Source organism: Cellulomonas sp. GTC20042 (assembly GCF_055389595.1).
This window is the reverse complement of the sequence record NZ_AP043678.1, coordinates 3,116,085-3,133,455: the sequence shown is the minus strand read 5'-3', so window position 1 is coordinate 3,133,455 and position 17,371 is coordinate 3,116,085. Positions and strand designations below refer to the sequence as shown.

Genomic DNA, 17,371 nt, shown 5'->3' with positions numbered 1-17,371 from the left:
GGACCCCTGATCGCCCAGCTACGACGCGAAGGAGAGCCCCGCATGGCCGCGATGAAGCCGAGGACTGGTGACGGTCCGCTCGAGGTGACCAAGGAAGGCCGCGGCATCGTCATGCGCGTCCCGCTGGAGGGCGGTGGCCGCCTGGTCGTCGAGCTGAACGCCACCGAGGCGCAGGAGCTGGGCGAGGCCCTCACCTCCGTCGTCGGCTGACGCCGCGTGGCTCGTCCTACGACGCCCCCGGCCGTGCGGATCGGCCGGACCGTCCCCGCGATCGGCCTGGTGGCGGGCTCACTCGCGTCCTCGGACCTGCTCCTCGAGCAGGACGTGGACGCGGTCGCCGTGCCCGTCGCGCCGGCCGTCCCCGGTGACCCCGAGGAGACCGAGCTCCAGCCCCGTCAGGGCACGGCCGACGCCGCCGCCCGGTACGGCATCGACCTCGCCGAGCTCGCCGAGCGGGCCGGCCTGACCGGTGCCGCCGGCGAGGCGTGGACCCTGCTCCTGCCGCGTCCGGTCGGCTCCGCCGCCGGCGACCTGCCCTGGTCCGGGCTGCCCCGGCGCCTGGTGCTGGTCGGTGTCGGCGAGGGCACCGCGGACGACCTGCGTCGCTCCGGTGCAGCACTCGCCCGGGCCACCCGCGGGCTCGACCGCGTGGTGACCACGGTCGCCACCGAGCCCGGGCAGGCGCCGCGCGTGCTGCGCGCCTTCGCCGAGGGCTACCTGCTCGCGGCCTACCGGGTGCAGCGGATCGGTGCCGAGGCCCCCGCCGCGCAGCGTCCCGCCCGCGAGCTCGTCGTCATCGGGCGCGAGGGCGTCCGGGCGCAGGCCGCCGTCGACGAGGCCGTGCGCGGCGCCACCGCCACCTGGCTGGTGCGCGACCTCGCTAACACCCCGTCCAGCATCAAGGACCCGGCCTGGATGGCCGACCGCGCCGCGGAGCTCGCCCGTGAGGCCGGGCTGCGCGTCGAGGTCCGTGGCCCCGCGGAGCTGGCCGCCGAGGGCTTCGGCGGCATCCTCGCCGTCGGCGCCGGGTCGGCCTCCGCGCCGCGCCTGGTCACGGTCAGCTACGAGCCCGCCGCCGCGGACGCCGCCCGGCGTCCCCGGCACGTGGTCGTCGTCGGCAAGGGCATCACCTACGACACCGGCGGCATCTCGATCAAGCCTCGCGAGGCCATGGTCCCGATGAAGACCGACATGGCCGGTGCGGCCGTCGCGCTCGCCACCGTGCTCGGTGCCGCCGCCGCGCAGGTCGCCCACCGGGTCACCGCCGTGCTGCCGCTCGCCGAGAACCACTTCGGCGCCGCCTCCTACCGGCCGGGCGACGTGCTCCGGCTCTACGGGGGCCGCTCGGTGGAGATCGCCAACACCGACGCCGAGGGGCGGATCGTCCTGGGCGACGCCCTGGCCTACGCCGACGCGGTGCTCGACCCGGACGTGCTGATCGACGTCGCCACCCTCACCGGTGCGGCCAGCCTCGGTCTCGGCAAGCAGCACGCCGCGCTCTACGGCACCGACGCCCGCCTCGTGCAGGCGATCCAGGAGGCCGCCGTCGAGTCCGGCGAGCCCGTCTGGCCGATGCCTCTGGTCGAGGACTACACCGACGCCGTCCGCTCCCGGGTGGCCGACCTGCGGCACGTCCCGCAGGACCTCGGCTACGGCGGCGGGTCGATCACGGCCGCTCTGTTCCTGCGCGAGCTCGTCGGCAGCCGCACCTGGGCCCACCTCGACATCGCCGGCCCGGCGCGGTCCACCGCCGACAAGCACGAGATCACCGAGGGAGCCACCGGCTACGGGGCGCGGCTGCTGCTGCGCTACCTCGCCGCCCTGCGCTGACCCCGCGCGCCGCACCTCACGACGCCCGCCCGACGCCCCGCGCGCCCGGCGGGCGCCGTCGTGCGTGGCGCGAGCTGCGTGCGCGGGCGGAGCAGGCGCCGAGGTTCCACGAATGCAGCCTTCGACGCGCGTGAAGCCTGCTTTCGTGCAACCTCGGCGGGGGGGCAGGAGCGCAGGACGTGCGTGAGCAGCGGGCTCGTGCGCGTCAGCGGCGGACGGCGACCAGGAGGCCGTCGCCGACGGGGAGCAGCGCGGGCATCAGCCGCTCGTCGTCGCGGACCAGACGGCCGGTCTCGCGCACGATCGTGGTGGCCTCGTCGCGGCGGGCGGGGTCCGGCACACGGTCGTGCCAGAGGGCGCCGTCGACGGCCAGCACGCCGCCGGGGCGCAGCAGGCGCACGGCCTGCTCGACGTAGGCGGGGTAGCTCTCGATGTCGGCGTCGACGAACACCAGGTCGTAGGCGCCGTCGGTCAGCCGGGGCAGCACGTCCAGCGCGCGGCCGGCGATCGTGCGGGTGCGGGCGGGGCGGACGCCCTCCTCGGCGTAGGCGGCCTTCGCGGCGCGCTGGTGCTCGACCTCGACGTCGATGGTGGTCAGCACGCCGTCCGCGGGCATGCCGCGCAGCAGGCAGAGCGAGCCGACGCCGGCGCCGGTGCCGACCTCGACCACCGCGCGGGCCTGGGTCGCCGCGGCGAGCACGCGCAGCGCGGCGCCGGTCCCGGGCTGCACGGCGGCGCAGCCCAGCTCGGCGGCGCGGTCCCTCGCGCGCAGCAGCGTCTCGTCCTCGGGCACGAAGCCCTCGGCGTAGACCCAGCTCGCGGCCTTGTCGCTGGCGATGGTGTCCTCCTCGGTGGGGTCGCGGCGGGAACCGCGCGGTCCAGCCTAGTGGCCCGGGCAGGCGGGGCGCGGGAGGGTGAGATCGCGGCGACCCCGGTGGCGCCGGGAACGCGGACGGGTGCCCGTGCGTTGTCCCCAGCACGACAGGTCGCGCGCGAGCGCGCCGGTGCCCGCCTGGCAGCCGCCGGGATTGGCGTACCGGCGTCCCGCCCGGGACACTGGAGCACGGCGTCCGACCGCGGACGCCCCCGACGTGAAGGACGTGGATGGCCACCTCGGCGCCCGACCCGGACTGGCAGCCTCCCACCTGGGAGGAGATCGTCCGGGAGCACTCCGCGCGCGTGTACCGGCTCGCCTACCGCCTGACGGGCAACCGGTACGACGCCGAGGACCTCACGCAGGAGGTGTTCGTCCGGGTGTTCCGGTCGCTGTCGACCTACACCCCCGGCACCTTCGAGGGCTGGCTGCACCGCATCACCACGAACCTGTTCCTGGACCAGGCCCGGCGCAAGCAGCGCATCCGGATGGACGCCATGGGCGAGGAGGGCGACCGCTACGCCGCCGCCGACGGGCGCGAGGCCCCGGAGCGGGCGTTCGAGCACGGCAACCTCGACGTGGACGTGCAGGCGGCGCTGGACGCGCTGCCGCCGGAGTACCGCGCCGCCGTGGTGCTGTGCGACATCGAGGGCCTGTCCTACGAGGAGATCGCGGTCACCCTCGGCATCAAGCTCGGCACGGTCCGCTCCCGGATCCACCGGGCCCGTGCGCGGCTGCGCGAGTCCCTGGAGCACCGGGCGCCCGGCGCCGCCCCGCGGACGCTGCCCGCGGCGACGGACGCCGACGAGCGGGTGACCGCACCGGCGGGTGCCCGATGAGCCAGCACCTGGGCTCGCGGGTCAGCGCGCTGGTCGACGGTCAGCTCACCCCGGCCGCCACCGAGCGCGCGCTGTCCCACGTGGCCTGCTGCACCCGGTGCGCCGCCGAGCTCGCCTCCGCGCGGGCCGCCCGCCGGGTGCTGTCCGGCGTCGACGACGTGATGCCCGCCGGTGACCTCACCGCCCGGCTGCTCGCCCTCGGCGGCGTCCCCCGCGCGGGCACCGGTCCCGCCGAGCCGGCCGCCGCGCGCCCGATGACGCCGTTCGCGCCGCCGTCCGGCCGCCCCGCGACCTTCACCGACACCCCGATCACCGCCACGCCCCGCACGTCCTTCCTCGGCGGGCGCGGCTTCCCGGTGGCGGCGCTCGCCGGGCTCGGCGGGCAGCACGCGCCGGGCACCCCCGAAGGACCGGACCGTGGCGGCGTGATCGCCGGCGCGGTGACCCCCGGCCGACGCGGCCTGCGCGCCGTCGTGGGCTCGGTGACCGGCCTGGGTGTGGTGGCCGCCGGCCTGTTCGTGCTCGGCGACCGCCCCGACGTCGCCCCGGCCGCCGCGTCGGCGCAGGCCCTCGCCACCCTCGGGTCCGCGAGCACCGCCGCCGTGCCGGTGGTGAGCACCGCCTCCTCCGCCGGTCCGGACGTCGCCTCCTCCTCGGAGGAGTACCTGTCCTGGATGCGCACGCAGGGCTGGACCTGCCCGAGCGAGGTGCCCGAGGGGTGGTCGGTGTCCTCCGTGCGGCTGCGGGACGGCGGCAGCACCCTGGAGGTCGCGCTCAGCGGCCCGGCCGGCGACCTCGTCGTCACCGAGCAGCAGGGTCGCCTGGACACCGACGCGCTCACCGCCGCCGACCGGGTCACCGTCGCGGACCGCACGGTCTACCTGCTCTCCACGACCCCGTGGCACGTCGCCTGGCAGTCCGGGGACACCGTCGTCGAGCTGGTGTCCTCCGACGTCTCCGCGGACGTCGCCACCGTGGTCGCGCAGTTCCCCGAGCACGGCTTCGACTCCGGGTTCTCCGCGCGGCTGACGCGGGGCTGGGACACCCTCTCCGCCGCGGTGCACCTGCCGTGACCGCTCCCGGCGCCGGCCCGGGGCAGGATCGCTCGCAGGACGACGGCCTGTTCGCCGCGCCGTGGGCCGCGCGCCCCCCGCAGGAATCGGCCTCGCAGGAATCGACCCCGCGCACGGGCGCGCCCGCCGCGGATCCCGCCCGCGAGCGCGCGCTGCCCGTCGAGGACGCCCCGCGCAGCCCGTTCGCGCCGCCGATCGCCGGAGCACCCCTGCCGGCGGACGCCCCGCGCGGCTCCTTCGCGCCGCCCGCCACCGCCCACGCCCCCGCCACCGCGCCCGCACCCGCGCTCACCCCCGCGGACGTGCTCGCCGTGCCGGTCGCCGACCGCGCCCCCACGAGCCCGCTGTTCGCCTCGCCCACCACGCCGCCGGCGCAGCCGGCCCCCGAGCACCTCGTCGGCACCCTGGACGGCCTCGACCTCGACCTCGGCGCCGACCCCGCGGGTCCCGCCGCCGACCCCTTCGCCGACGCCCCCACCGACCCCACCACCCGCCGCCCGCGCCGCCGCCGGCGGGTGCCGGTCGCGCTGGCCGCGACCGGCCTGGTGCTCGCGCTGGTGGCCGGTGCCGTGGGCGGCGTGCTCGGGGAGCGGCTGCTGGGCGACGACCGGATCGCCGACGCCGGCCTGCCCGCCGCGGTGGGCACGGGCGCGGGGGACCGCGCGCCGGACAGCGTGGCCGGGATCGCCGCGCAGGTGCTGCCCTCGGTGGTGTCGATCGAGGTCACCTCGGCGCAGGGGTCGTCCACCGGCTCGGGCGTGGTGCTGCGCCAGGACGGCTACATCCTCACGAACCACCACGTCGTCGCCGACGCCGCGGGCCCGGGGGCGACCGTGACGGCGCTGTTCGCCGACGGCTCGCAGGAGGTCGCGACCATCGTCGGGTCGACGGCGGACTACGACCTCGCGGTGATCAAGGTCGAGGTGACCGGGCTGACCCCGCTGGTGCTGGGCGACTCGGACGAGGTGCAGGTCGGTGACCCGGTGGTGGCGGTCGGCGCCCCGCTCGGGCTGGCCGGCACGGTGACCTCGGGGATCGTCAGCGCGCTCAACCGGCCGGTGGCTGCGGGCGAGGGCACGGACACCCCGGCGTTCATCAACGCGATCCAGACCGATGCCGCGATCAACCCGGGCAACTCCGGCGGTCCGCTGGTGAACGCGACGGGCGAGGTGATCGGGATCAACTCGGCCATCGCGCAGCCGCCGGGCGTCACCAGCTCGGCGGGCGGCAGCATCGGCCTCGGCTTCGCGATCCCGTCGAACCAGGCCCGCCGCACCGCGGAGCAGCTGATCGAGACCGGCCGCGCGACGTACCCGGTGATCGGGGTGCTGCTGGACAGCACGTACACCGGCGAGGGCGTGCAGGTGCTGGCCGCGGGCCAGGACGGCGCCGTGCCGGTGACCCCCGGTGGGCCCGCCGACCGGGCCGGGATCCGGGCGGGTGACGTGATCCTGTCGATCGACGGCCGGCCGGTCACCGAGTCCGACGAGCTGGTGGTGGCGATCCGCGCGCGGACGCCGGGAGAGGCCGTGCTGCTGCGGGTGCGGACCGACGGCGTGGAGCGCGACGTGCGGGTGGTGCTCGAGGAGTCGGGCACGGGCTGACCGCGCGCGGTGACCGGCGGTAGCCTGGGCCGGTGTTCGACATCAACGGCGGCGAGTTCCTCGTCATCCTGCTCGTCGCCGTGATCGTGGTCGGGCCCACCCGGCTGCCGCACTACGCCGAGCAGCTCGGCCGGCTGACCCGGCAGGCCCGCCGCTACCTGACCGAGGCGCGCGAGCGGGTCGGGGAGGAGCTCGGCGAGGACGCCCAGGACATCGACTGGGAAGCCCTCGACCCGCGCCGGTACGACCCGCGCCGGATCGTGCGGGACGCCCTGATGGACACCGCCACCGGTTCCCCGGCCGGCCCCGCCGCGTCCCGGGCCACCGGCCCTGCGGTCAGTGCGTCCACGTACCGCACGAGCGCCGCCGCAGCCGGCACCGCCGCTGCAGCGGCCGGGAGCACGGCAGCGGCCACCGCAGCCGCCGACTCCCCAGCACCCCCCGCCCCGTTCGACGACGAGGCCACCTAGCAGCACCGCCCCTCCCTCCACCCTCCGCACCGGGCGGCGCACGAGCGTCGTCCACGAACCGTCAGAATGGACCCATGGCTTCTGCGACGCCGCGCATCTTCTCCGGGATGCAGCCCACGTCCGACTCCCTCCACCTCGGCAACTACCTCGGCGCGCTGACGCAGTGGGTGGCCCTGCAGGACTCGTACGACGCGCTGTACTGCGTCGTGGACCTGCACGCGCTCACGGTGGCGCCCGACCCGGCGCTGCTGCGCGAGCGCACCCGCCGCACCGCCGCGCAGTACCTGGCGGCGGGGGTGGACCCGGAGCGCTCGATCCTGTTCGTGCAGTCGCACGTCGCCGAGCACGCCGAGCTGGCCTGGCTGCTGTCCTGCCACACCGGCTTCGGCGAGGCGGGCCGGATGACGCAGTTCAAGGACAAGTCCGGCCGCTACGGCGCCGAGGGCACCACGGTCGGCCTGTTCACGTACCCGATCCTCATGGCGGCGGACATCCTGCTGTACGACACGGCGCTGGTGCCGGTCGGCGAGGACCAGCGTCAGCACCTGGAGCTCACCCGCGACCTGGCGCAGCGGCTGAACTCGCGGTTCGGCGAGGGCACGGCGGTGGTGCCGGACGCGCACATCGTCAAGGCCACGGCGAAGATCTACGACCTCCAGGACCCGACCGCCAAGATGAGCAAGTCGGCGGCGAGCCCGAACGGGATCATCGAGCTGCTGGACCCGCCGAAGACCGTCGCCAAGCGGATCAAGAGCGCGATGACGGACAACCTCGGCGTGGTCGCCTTCGACCCGGAGCAGCAGCCCGGTGTCGCGAACCTGCTGACGATCTTCTCGGCGCTGACCGGCCGGGACGTCGAGTCGATCGTCGCCGACTACGCGGGCAAGGGCTACGGACACCTCAAGGTCGACCTGGCCGAGGTCGTGGTGGACTTCCTCACCCCGTTCCAGGAGCGCGTGCAGGGCTACCTCTCCGAGCCGGACACGCTGGACGCCGTGCTCGAGGACGGTGCCGAGCGGGCCCGGACGATCGCGCGCGGGACGCTGGAGCGGGTGAACGACCGCTTCGGCCTGCTGCCGCGCCGCCGGACGGCATGACCGTCGAGGACCGGCCCGGGACGATCCGGATCGGGGTGGCCGTCACGGTGCCGGAGCCGTACCGCTCCGCGCTCCGGGCGGCCCGCTCGCGGGTGGGGGACCCGGCCGCCGGGCTGATCCAGCCGCACATCACCCTGCTCGGGCCGACCGAGGTCGGGCTGGACGTGCTGGACGAGGTCGAGCGGCACCTGCGCGGGATCGCCGGGCGGCACACGCCGTTCGCGGTGCACCTGCGCGGGACCGCGACCTTCCGGCCGGTGTCGCCGGTGGTGTTCGTCGAGGTGGTGGAGGGCATCGCCACCTGCGAGCAGCTGGAGCGGGAGATCCGCACCGGCGTGCTCGACCAGGACCTGCGGTTCCACTACCACCCGCACGTGACGATCGCCCACGAGGTCGACGACGACGCCCTGGACCGGGCGTTCGCGGACCTGGCCGGCTTCGAGGCACGGTTCGTGGTCGGGGAGATCGAGCTGTACGAGCACGGCGACGACGGCGTGTGGCGGACGATCGGGGCCTTCGTGCTGGGCGCGGCCTGACGCGTCTGCGGATGCCGAGCGCGCGTGGCGCTCCTAGGGTCGAGGGCATGGGAGCACCGGCCGAACCACCAGGTGCGGGGCGTGCGCACGTCGCCGCGAGCACCCGCGACGACGTCGCCGCGGGCAACCGCCGAGACATCGGCCGGCGCGTGCACCCCGGCGGCTGGGCGGGGGTGGTCTCGCGGGCGAAGGCGCTGCTGGCGTGGTGGCAGGGCACCCGTGCCGCGCGGGCGAACGCGCGCTTCGGCGCCGCCGGGGGCGGGGTGCTCACCGGTGGCATCGCCTACGCGACGATGTTCTCGCTCTTCGCCGGCCTGACGATCGGCTACACGGTCTTCATGGCGGTGCTGGGCGGGAACGCCGACCTGCGCGCCAGCGTGCTCGACTCGGTGAACGCCTCGCTGCCTGGGCTGGTGACCACGGACGGCACCACGGGCATCATCGACCCGGACGACCTCACGCTCAGCCGTGGCGTCGGGATCGCCGGGGCGGTGGCCGTGGTGGTGCTGCTGATCAGCGCGATCTCCGCGATGGCCGCCCTGCGCACCGCCACCCGCGCGATGTTCCAGGCCGAGGGGGCCGGCGGCAACGCCGTGGTGGGCAAGCTGCGCGAGCTCGGCGGCTTCGCCGGGATGGCGCTCGCGGTGCTGCTGTCGGCGGTGCTCGGCATCGCCGCCTCCACCGCCGCCGACTGGCTGCTCGGGATCACCGGCCTGGACGGGTCGACGCTGGCCTCCGTGGTGGCGCGGGCGGTCGGCGTCCTGGTGGCCTTCGTCGTGGACGCGGCGACCTTCCTGCTGATCGTGGTGGTGCTCGCCGGGATCCGCCCGCCGTGGCGCGACCTGCGGCAGGGCGCGCTGATCGCCGGGGTGGGCCTGGGCGTCGTCCGGGTGCTCGGCACCTCCGTGGTGTCCGGCTCGGTGGGGTCCAACCCGGTGCTGGCGTCCTTCGCGGTGATCGTGGTCCTGCTGCTCTGGCTCAACCTGGTGGCGCGGATCGTGCTGCTGGCGGCGGCGTGGACCGCGGACCCGCAGCCGGAGCCGGCAGCCGACGGCGGCGATCCCGCCTGAGAAACACCTCCCGCCCTGGTCACGCCCGGAGTACGGTCGACTCCCGTGCAGGAGACGACGGCGCGGGCGGCGCGCGAGGCAGCGGTGGACCGGACCATGCGCACGGTCGCCACCGTGCTCGTGCTCGCCGTGGTGCTGGCCGCCGGGTGGACCGGTCACGAGATCCGGGGCACCACCGGCGCGATCGTCGGCGTGGTGGCCGCGGTGGTGATGATCGGCCTCGCCTGGACGGTGGCCGTGCTCACCGGCTCGTTGGAGCTGCTGCGGCGGCGCCTGCTCCGTCGCGGCTGAATCGGCGCGGCTGAGCCGTCAGAACGCGCGGGTGATCATCGCCCGCTTGACCTCCTGGATCGCCTTGGTCACCTCGATGCCGCGCGGGCAGGCCTCGGTGCAGTTGAAGGTGGTCCGGCAGCGCCAGACGCCCTCCTTGTCGTTGAGGATCTCCAGACGCTGCGCACCGCCCTCGTCGCGGCTGTCGAAGATGAACCGGTGCGCGTTGACGATCGCCGCCGGGCCGAAGTACTGGCCGTCGGTCCAGAAGACCGGGCAGGACGAGGTGCACGCCGCGCACAGGATGCACTTGGTGGTGTCGTCGAAGCGGGCGCGCTGCTCGGGGGACTGCAAGCGCTCGCGGGACGGCTCGTGCCCGGAGGTGATCAGGAACGGCATGATCTCGCGGTAGGACGCGAAGAACGGGTCCATGTCGACCACGAGGTCCTTGATCACCGGCAGGCCCTTGATCGGCTCGACGGTGATCGGCTTGTCCGGGTTGAGGTCCTTGAGCAGGGCCTTGCACGCCAGCCGGTTGCGGCCGTTGATCCGCATGGCGTCCGAGCCGCACACCCCGTGGGCGCAGGAGCGGCGGAAGGTCAGCGAGCCGTCGTGCTCCCACTTGATCGTGTGCAGCGCGTCGAGCAGCCGGTCGGTGCCGTGGGCGGTGACCGTGAACTCCTCCCAGTACGGCTCGTCGCCGTGCGGGCCGTCGGCGGCCTGCTCGGGGGAGAACCGCCGGATGCGCAGCGTGACGTCGAAGCTCGGCACCTCACCGGCCTTCGGGGTCGGGGCGGGCGCGGCGTCGCGGTCGAGGGTGGCAGTCATCAGTACTTCCGCTCCATCGGCTGGTACACGGTGGTCACGACGGGCTTGGTGCCGAGCACCACCGCCGGGCGCCCGGCCGCCGGCTCGGGCACCTCCTCGCCCGCGGGGGCGGCGGCGACCGGGTGGTCGACGGCGGCACCGTGCGGGCGGCGGTAGGCCATGGTGTGCTCCATGAACCCGGCGTCGTCGCGCTTCGGGTAGTCCTCACGGAAGTGCCCGCCGCGCGACTCGCGCCGGTTGAGCGCCCCGACCACCACGACCTCGGCCACGTCGAGCAGGAAGCCGAGCTCGATCGCCTCCAGCAGGTCGGTGTTGAAGGCGCGGGCCTTGTCCTGCACCGAGGCGCGGGAGTACCGCTCCTGGAGCGCCCGGACGTCGTCCAGCGCGGTGCGCAGCGACTCGGCGGTGCGGAACACCTGGGCGTTGGTGTCCATGGTCTGCTGGAGCGCGCGCCGGATGTCCGCCACCCGCTCGCCGTCCGGCCGGGAGCGCATCTCCTCCAGCTCCTCGACGGTGGCGTCCTGCGCGCCCTCCGGCAGGTCGACCCAGGACGCACTGGCGGCGTACTCGGCGGCGGAGATCCCCGCGCGCTTGCCGAAGACGTTGATGTCGAGCAGGGAGTTGGTGCCCAGCCGGTTGGAGCCGTGCACGGAGACGCAGGCGACCTCGCCGGCGGCGTACAGCCCGCGCACCACGTCGGTGGTGTTGCGCAGCACCTCGGCCTGGACGTTCGTCGGCACGCCGCCCATCGCGTAGTGCGCGGTCGGGTAGACCGGCACGGGCTCGGTGTACGGCTCGATGCCGAGGTAGGTGCGGGCGAACTCGGTGATGTCCGGCAGCTTGGCGTCGATGTGCGCCGGGTCCAGGTGCGTGAGGTCGAGCAGCACGTAGTCCTTGTTCGGCCCCGCGCCGCGGCCCTCGCGCACCTCGTTGGCCATCGACCGCGCCACGATGTCGCGGGGGGCGAGGTCCTTGATCGTCGGGGCGTACCGCTCCATGAAGCGCTCGCCCTCGCTGTTGCGCAGGATCCCGCCCTCGCCGCGCGCGGCCTCGGACAGCAGGATCCCCAGCCCGGCCAGGCCGGTGGGGTGGAACTGGAAGAACTCCATGTCCTCCAGCGGGAGCCCGCGCCGGTAGGCCAGCGCCATGCCGTCGCCGGTGAGGGTGTGCGCGTTGGAGGTGGTCTTGTAGATCTTCCCGGCGCCGCCGGTGGCGAGCACCACCGACTTGGCGCGGAACACGTGGATCTCGCCGGTGGCCAGCTCGTAGGCGACCACGCCCGCGACGTTCACCGTCTCGCCGTCCGGCACCTCGCCGGTGGCCAGGTCGTGGTCGAGCAGCAGGTCCAGGCAGTAGAACTCGTTGAAGAACGCCACCTCCTGCTTCACGCACTGCTGGTAGAGCGTCTGCAGGATCATGTGGCCGGTGCGGTCCGCGGCGTAGCAGGCCCGGCGCACCGGGGCCTCGCCGTGGTTGCGGGTGTGCCCGCCGAACCGGCGCTGGTCGATCCGCCCCTCGGGGGTGCGGTTGAACGGCAGGCCCATCCGCTCCAGGTCGAGCACGGCGTCCACGGCCTCGTGCGCCATGATCTCGGCGGCGTCCTGGTCGACCAGGTAGTCGCCGCCCTTGACGGTGTCGAAGGTGTGCCACTCGGGGTTGTCGTCCTCGACGTTGCCGAGCGCGGCGCACATTCCGCCCTGGGCCGCCCCGGTGTGCGAGCGGGTGGGGTAGAGCTTGGAGATCACCGCCGTGCGGGTGCGGGAGGACGCTTCGAGGGCGGCCCGCATGCCGGCGCCGCCGGCGCCGACGATCACGACGTCGTACTGGTGGGTCTGCATCGGGGTCGATGCCTCCTGACGAGGGTGGAGCGGGTGAGCGGGCTGTCGTGGGGGCGACGTGCTCAGGCGGTGCAGAACGAGGGCAGCAGGTGCGCGGCGGCGTCCGGCGGGCACGGGTCGAAGGTGAAGATCACCAGCGTGCCCAGCACCACCACCACGACGAACGCGGAGTACAGCGCGAGCTTGAGCACCAGGCGGGTGGTGTCGCGCTCGGCGTAGTCGTTGATGATCGTCCGCACGCCGTTGGTGCCGTGGATCATCGCGAGCCAGAGCATCAGCAGGTCCCAGACCTGCCACAGCGGCGAGGCCCACTTGCCGGCCACGAAGCCGAAGTCGATCGCGGAGATGCCGTCGCCGGCGACCAGGTTGACGAACAGGTGCCCGAAGATCAGCACCAGCAGCACCACGCCCGAGGCGCGCATGAACACCCAGCCGTACAGCTCCCAGTTGCCGCGGGAGGTGCGTCGTCCGGGGCCGCCGGCGCCGCGCGCCCGGGGTGCGGGGATCGTGGTGGTCATCTTTTCGGGGTCCTCGCGGAATCGGGAGCGTAGCGAGCGATTTCGTGGGGTGACATCACTCGCCCCCGAAGACGTGCATCAGGTGCCGCGGCAGGAAGCCCGCCATCGTCACGACGAACAGGCCGAGCACCACCCAGAGCATCACGCGCTGGTACCTCGGCCCCTTGGCCCAGAAGTCGACCAGCATGATCCGGATGCCGTTGAAGGCGTGGAACACGATCGCGGCGACCAGCCCGGCCTCGCCGAGGCCCATCACCGGGTTCTTGTACGTGCCGATCACCGCGTCGTAGGCCTCGGGGGAGACCCGGACCAGCGAGGTGTCGAGCACGTGCACGAGCAGGAAGAAGAAGATCAGCACCCCGGTCACGCGGTGCGCCACCCAGGACCACATGCCCTCGCGTCCGCGGTAGAGCGTTCCGGCAGGCTTGCGACGGGCGGGGCGACGTCCAGCGGTGGGGGCTGCTGGCGCAGTGGGCACGGATGGCCTCCTGGCGAGTTCGACGGGACTGCGGTGTCCGTTCATTTCACTGTAGTGATGGTGCGGCGTTCCGCCCCCGGACGGCGACCGAACGGGGCCAGTGTGACCAAGCGCACACCTCACGTGGGACCCTCGTCCCTGGTGGTCCCGCAGGTCCGCGCGGGGCGTCGATCCCCAGCGCACGCCGTCCCGTCCCGGATACCCTGACCGGCATGTCCAGCGCGACCCCCGCCCCGACCCCGATCCCCGGCTTCCACGCCGTCGTGCCCGCCGGCGGTGCCGGCACCCGGCTGTGGCCGCTGTCCCGGCAGGGGGTGCCGAAGTTCCTGCACGACCTCACCGGCACCGGCCGCACCCTGCTCCAGGGCACCGTGGACCGGCTGCTCCCGCTCACCGGGCCCGAGGGCGTGCTCGTGGTGACCGGGGCGCGGCACGCCGAGGCTGTCGCCGGTCAGCTGCCCGAGCTCGGGCCGGACCAGGTCATCGCCGAGCCGTCCCCGCGCGACTCGATGGCGGCGATCGGCCTGGCCGCCGCGATCCTCGCCGAGCGGCACGGGCCCGACGTGGTGCTCGGCTCCTTCGCCGCCGACCAGGTGATCGACGACCTGCCGACGTTCTGGTCCGCGGTGCGTGAGGGCGTCGAGGCGGCCCGCGCCGGCTACGTCGTCACCATCGGCATCACCGCCACCGGCCCCTCGACGGCCTTCGGCTACGTCCGCTCCGCCGACAGCCTCGGCCTGGACGGCGCCCCCAGCGCGCGCCACGTCGCCGGCTTCACCGAGAAGCCCGACGCCGAGACCGCCGCCGCCTACCTCGCCACCGGCGACTACCGGTGGAACGCCGGCATGTTCCTCGTCTCCGCCGGGGTGCTGCTCGACCACCTCGCGACCCAGCTGCCGGCGCTCGCCGCCGGGCTGCGCGAGATCGCCGCCGCCTGGTCCGACACCGCCGCGCGCGAGCGGGCGCTCACCGAGATCTGGCCCGGCCTGACCAAGATCGCCATCGACCACGCCATCGCCGAGCCGGTGGCCGCCGCCGGCGGCGTCGCCGTGGTGCCGGGCGACTTCACCTGGGACGACGTGGGCGACTTCGCCTCGCTCGGCGAGCTGCTGCCGCCGGCCGGGGGCGGCGGGCGCACCCTCGGGGACGACACGCTGGTGCAGCGGATCGACGCCCCCGACTCCCTCGTGGTCGCCGCCGACGGGCGCACCGTCACCGTGCTCGGCCTGCCGGACGCGGTCGTGGTGGACACCCCGGACGCGCTGCTGGTCACCACCCGCGCGCACGCCCAGCAGGTCAAGGCGGCGGTGGACGGCTGGCGCGCTCGCGGGCGCGACGACCTGCTCTGACGTCGGCGGCGGTGCCCCGGGGCCGCGCCCTCTGGTCGGTGCGTCGCGGCCGTGGACACCGGAGGGCCGGTCCCTGCGCAGGTGGGTAGGGTCGGTCGGGTGATGATCGACGCGTCCCGGATGACAACGCTGGTCGGTGCTCTGGAGGCCGAGCTGGTGACGATCCGGCGCGACATCCACGCGCACCCCGAGCTCGGCCGCACCGAGCAGCGCACCACCGGCGTGATCGCCGAGCGGCTGCGTGCCGCCGGGCTGCACCCGCGCCTGCTGCCCGGCACCGGCCTGGTCTGCGACCTCGGGCCCTCCTCCGTCGAGACCGGCCGCCGCCGGGTCGCCCTGCGCGCCGACATCGACGCGCTCCCGGTGCAGGAGACCACCGGCCTGCCCTTCGCCTCGACCGTGCACGGGGTCGCGCACGCCTGCGGCCACGACGTGCACACCACCGCCGTGCTCGGCGCCGGGCTCGCGCTGGTCGCGCTGCACGAGGCCGGCGAGCTGCCGGTCGGCGTGCGCCTGGTCTTCCAGCCCGCCGAGGAGGTGCAGCCCGGCGGGGCGCTGGACGTGATCGCCGCCGGCGGGCTGGACGGGGTCGAGCGGATCTTCGCCGTGCACTGCGACCCCAAGGTCGACGTCGGCCGGGTCGGCACCCGGATCGGCCCGATCACCTCGGCCTCCGACGAGGTCACCGTCGTGCTCACCGGACCGGGCGGGCACACCTCGCGCCCGCACCTCACCGGCGACGTCGTCTACGCCCTCGGCCAGGTGATCACCCAGGTGCCCGCCGTGCTCGGCCGCCGGCTCGACCCGCGGTCCGGCGTCAACCTCACCTGGGGCGCCGTGCAGGCCGGGCAGGCGCACAACGCGATCCCGGCCGCCGGCTCCGTGCGCGGCACGCTGCGCTGCCTGGACGTGCGCGCCTGGGAGCGCGCCTCGCAGGTGTTCCACGACGCCGTCGAGCAGGTCGTCGCCCCCTACGGCGTCGAGGTCGAGGTGCGCCACCAGCGCGGCGTGCCGCCGGTCGAGAACGAGGAGCGCACCGTCGGCCTGCTGGAGAACGCCGCCCGCGACGTGCTCGGCGAGGAGTCGGTGCTGCTGACCGAGCAGTCCCTCGGCGGCGAGGACTTCGCCTGGTACCTCACCAAGGTCCCCGGTGCGATGGCCCGGCTCGGCACCCGCACCCCGGGCGGCCGCACCTACGACATCCACCAGGGCGACCTCGTGGTGGACGAGCGGGCGATCACCGCCGGTGCCGCGCTGCTCGCGCGGGCGGTGCTGCGGGCCGCTGACCTGCGGCCCGGCGAGGGCGCGCAGCCCGGTTCGCGCTGAACCGGTCCCGGTCGGGCGCTCCCGCGTTGCTCCGGACGGGTGGGTGACGCCGTGCCCGAATGTTCCAAGTCAGTAACGAAGGGGCCGCAGTCCAGCATCTGAAACACTGCCGTCACATCAGCGTCGCTAGGGTGCGTGTCGAACACCGGACGGGTCCGCCGGTGCTGCGCGCAACGACGCGGGCAGCACGGGCGGCCACCTCGTAGCCGGTCGACGACGAGAAGCAGGAGTGTCGCGTGAAGAAGATCATCCGGGTGGCCGCCCTCAGCGGGGCCGTCGCGCTCGCCCTGGCCGCGTGTGGTTCCGCGCCGGAGGAGTCCGAGTCGGGCTCGACCGGTGGCACCGAGGCCGCGTCCTCCGACTTCGTGGCCTGCATGGTCTCGGACTCGGGTGGTTTCGAGGACAAGTCCTTCAACCAGTCCGGCGCCGAGGGCCTGGAGCGCGCCAAGGACGAGCTCGGGATCAAGACGATCACCGTCGAGTCCACCGCCGACACCGACTTCACCCCGAACGTCGAGTCGCTGGTCTCCCAGAACTGCAACATGATCATCGGCGTCGGCTTCCTCCTCGCCGACGCGATGACCACCGCCGCCGAGGCGAACCCGGACATCGAGTTCGCGCTGGTCGACTCCGGCTTCAACTCCGAGCTCGACAACGCCAAGCCCCTGCTGTTCAACACGCAGGAGGCCGCGTTCCTCGCCGGCTACGCCGCCGCGGGCACGTCCGAGACCGGCACCGTCGCGACCTTCGGCGGCATCCAGCTGCCCTCCGTCTCGATCTTCATGGACGGCTTCGCCGACGGCGTCGCGCAGTACAACACCGACAACGGTGCGGACGTCAAGGTCCTCGGCTGGGACAAGGAGGCCCAGACGGGTTCCTTCACCGGTGACTTCGAGAACCAGGCCAACGGCCAGAACATGGCCAAGGGCTTCATCGACCAGGGCGCCGACATCATCATGCCCGTCGCCGGCCCGGTCGGCCTCGGTGCCGCCGCCGCCGCGAAGGAGGCCGGCAACGTCGAGATCATCGGTGTGGACGCCGACTGGTACCTCACCGCTCCCGACTACTCCAGCATCGTGCTGACCTCCGTCATGAAGGAGATCGGCCAGGCCGTCTTCGACACCGTGTCCGAGGCCTCGGAGGGCAACTTCTCCGCCGAGCCGTACGTCGGCACGCTGGACAACGGCGGCATCGGCATCGCGCCGTTCCACGACTTCGAGTCCACGGTCCCGGCCGAGCTCACCACGAAGATCGAGGAGCTCAAGCAGCAGATCATCGACGGCACGCTGACCGTCGAGTCGCCGAGCCAGAACTGACGCGCTAGCAGCACATCACCGACGGTGGCCCGGGCAGAGCACCTGCCCGGGCCAC

Annotated in this window: 18 protein-coding genes; 13 read left to right on the top strand and 5 right to left on the bottom strand. The window is 74.3% G+C overall.

Features of this window, described 5'->3' with window-relative positions:
• The first annotated feature begins 42 nt into the window (after window positions 1-42).
• Complete coding sequence (locus ACZ5HG_RS14495; protein WP_464177503.1) at window positions 43-210, top strand: DUF3117 domain-containing protein; 168 nt, start codon at window positions 43-45, stop codon at window positions 208-210.
• Between the two features lie 6 nt (window positions 211-216).
• Window positions 217-1,830: a leucyl aminopeptidase family protein gene (locus tag ACZ5HG_RS14490; protein ID WP_464177501.1), complete on the top strand. Its 1,614-nt coding sequence runs from the start codon at window positions 217-219 to the stop codon at window positions 1,828-1,830.
• A gap of 205 nt (window positions 1,831-2,035) precedes the next feature.
• On the opposite strand, the gene ACZ5HG_RS14485 is transcribed toward ACZ5HG_RS14490, so the two are convergent.
• The gene (locus ACZ5HG_RS14485; protein WP_464182171.1) at window positions 2,036-2,668 is read right to left on the bottom strand and encodes an O-methyltransferase; all 633 of its coding nucleotides are present in this window, start codon (window positions 2,666-2,668) and stop codon (window positions 2,036-2,038) included.
• A gap of 266 nt (window positions 2,669-2,934) precedes the next feature.
• Between ACZ5HG_RS14485 and sigE the strand changes: the two genes are divergently transcribed.
• From sigE to ACZ5HG_RS14445, 8 genes are all read left to right on the top strand, one after another.
• Window positions 2,935-3,543, top strand: a complete 609-nt coding sequence (gene sigE, locus ACZ5HG_RS14480) for an RNA polymerase sigma factor SigE (protein ID WP_464177498.1) — start codon at window positions 2,935-2,937, stop codon at window positions 3,541-3,543.
• Window positions 3,540-4,616, top strand: coding sequence for a zf-HC2 domain-containing protein (locus tag ACZ5HG_RS14475; RefSeq protein WP_464177496.1), 1,077 nt, complete (start codon window positions 3,540-3,542; stop codon window positions 4,614-4,616). The genes sigE and ACZ5HG_RS14475 overlap by 4 nt, the downstream gene beginning before the upstream one ends.
• Window positions 4,613-6,220 (top strand): S1C family serine protease, encoded by a 1,608-nt coding sequence (locus ACZ5HG_RS14470; RefSeq protein WP_464177493.1) that lies wholly within the window; start codon window positions 4,613-4,615, stop codon window positions 6,218-6,220. Before ACZ5HG_RS14475 ends, ACZ5HG_RS14470 begins: the two co-directional genes overlap by 4 nt.
• Before the next feature lie 32 nt (window positions 6,221-6,252).
• The gene (locus ACZ5HG_RS14465; RefSeq protein ID WP_464177491.1) at window positions 6,253-6,690 is read left to right on the top strand and encodes a twin-arginine translocase TatA/TatE family subunit; all 438 of its coding nucleotides are present in this window, start codon (window positions 6,253-6,255) and stop codon (window positions 6,688-6,690) included.
• Window positions 6,691-6,764: 74 nt separating this feature from the next.
• On the top strand, window positions 6,765-7,787 hold the full coding sequence (gene trpS / locus ACZ5HG_RS14460; protein ID WP_464177489.1) for a tryptophan--tRNA ligase: 1,023 nt from the start codon (window positions 6,765-6,767) through the stop codon (window positions 7,785-7,787).
• Window positions 7,784-8,323, top strand: a complete 540-nt coding sequence (locus ACZ5HG_RS14455; protein WP_464177487.1) for a 2'-5' RNA ligase family protein — start codon at window positions 7,784-7,786, stop codon at window positions 8,321-8,323. Before trpS ends, ACZ5HG_RS14455 begins: the two co-directional genes overlap by 4 nt.
• 47 nt (window positions 8,324-8,370) lie before the next feature.
• Entirely contained in the window at window positions 8,371-9,393 is a 1,023-nt protein-coding gene (locus ACZ5HG_RS14450) for a YihY/virulence factor BrkB family protein (RefSeq protein WP_464177485.1), read from the top strand.
• Between the two features lie 45 nt (window positions 9,394-9,438).
• Window positions 9,439-9,684 carry a hypothetical protein gene (locus ACZ5HG_RS14445; protein WP_464177483.1) on the top strand — a complete coding sequence of 82 codons (246 nt, stop codon included), beginning with the start codon at window positions 9,439-9,441 and terminating at the stop codon, window positions 9,682-9,684.
• An 18-nt stretch (window positions 9,685-9,702) separates the two neighbouring features.
• On the opposite strand, the gene ACZ5HG_RS14440 is transcribed toward ACZ5HG_RS14445, so the two are convergent.
• The 4 genes from ACZ5HG_RS14440 to sdhC all read right to left on the bottom strand — a co-directional run bounded on the left by ACZ5HG_RS14440 (window position 9,703) and on the right by sdhC (window position 13,325).
• Window positions 9,703-10,491 (bottom strand): succinate dehydrogenase iron-sulfur subunit, encoded by a 789-nt coding sequence (locus ACZ5HG_RS14440; protein WP_464177481.1) that lies wholly within the window; start codon window positions 10,489-10,491, stop codon window positions 9,703-9,705.
• Window positions 10,491-12,329 carry a succinate dehydrogenase flavoprotein subunit gene (gene sdhA, locus ACZ5HG_RS14435; RefSeq protein ID WP_464177478.1) on the bottom strand — a complete coding sequence of 613 codons (1,839 nt, stop codon included), beginning with the start codon at window positions 12,327-12,329 and terminating at the stop codon, window positions 10,491-10,493. Before sdhA ends, ACZ5HG_RS14440 begins: the two co-directional genes overlap by 1 nt.
• Window positions 12,330-12,391: 62 nt before the next feature.
• Window positions 12,392-12,847 carry a succinate dehydrogenase hydrophobic membrane anchor subunit gene (locus ACZ5HG_RS14430; protein WP_464177476.1) on the bottom strand — a complete coding sequence of 152 codons (456 nt, stop codon included), beginning with the start codon at window positions 12,845-12,847 and terminating at the stop codon, window positions 12,392-12,394.
• Window positions 12,848-12,902: 55 nt separating this feature from the next.
• Entirely contained in the window at window positions 12,903-13,325 is a 423-nt protein-coding gene (sdhC, locus tag ACZ5HG_RS14425) for a succinate dehydrogenase, cytochrome b556 subunit (protein WP_464177474.1), read from the bottom strand.
• Window positions 13,326-13,537: 212 nt separating this feature from the next.
• On the opposite strand from sdhC, the gene ACZ5HG_RS14420 reads away from it, so the two are divergent.
• The 3 genes from ACZ5HG_RS14420 (at window position 13,538) to ACZ5HG_RS14410 (ending at window position 17,316) form a co-directional block, all read left to right on the top strand.
• Window positions 13,538-14,674 carry a mannose-1-phosphate guanylyltransferase gene (locus ACZ5HG_RS14420; protein ID WP_464177472.1) on the top strand — a complete coding sequence of 379 codons (1,137 nt, stop codon included), beginning with the start codon at window positions 13,538-13,540 and terminating at the stop codon, window positions 14,672-14,674.
• Between the two features lie 102 nt (window positions 14,675-14,776).
• The gene (locus ACZ5HG_RS14415) at window positions 14,777-16,000 is read left to right on the top strand and encodes an amidohydrolase (RefSeq protein ID WP_464177470.1); all 1,224 of its coding nucleotides are present in this window, start codon (window positions 14,777-14,779) and stop codon (window positions 15,998-16,000) included.
• 236 nt (window positions 16,001-16,236) lie between these two features.
• Window positions 16,237-17,316 carry a BMP family lipoprotein gene (locus ACZ5HG_RS14410; RefSeq protein ID WP_464177468.1) on the top strand — a complete coding sequence of 360 codons (1,080 nt, stop codon included), beginning with the start codon at window positions 16,237-16,239 and terminating at the stop codon, window positions 17,314-17,316.
• The last annotated feature ends 55 nt before the right edge of the window (window positions 17,317-17,371 follow it).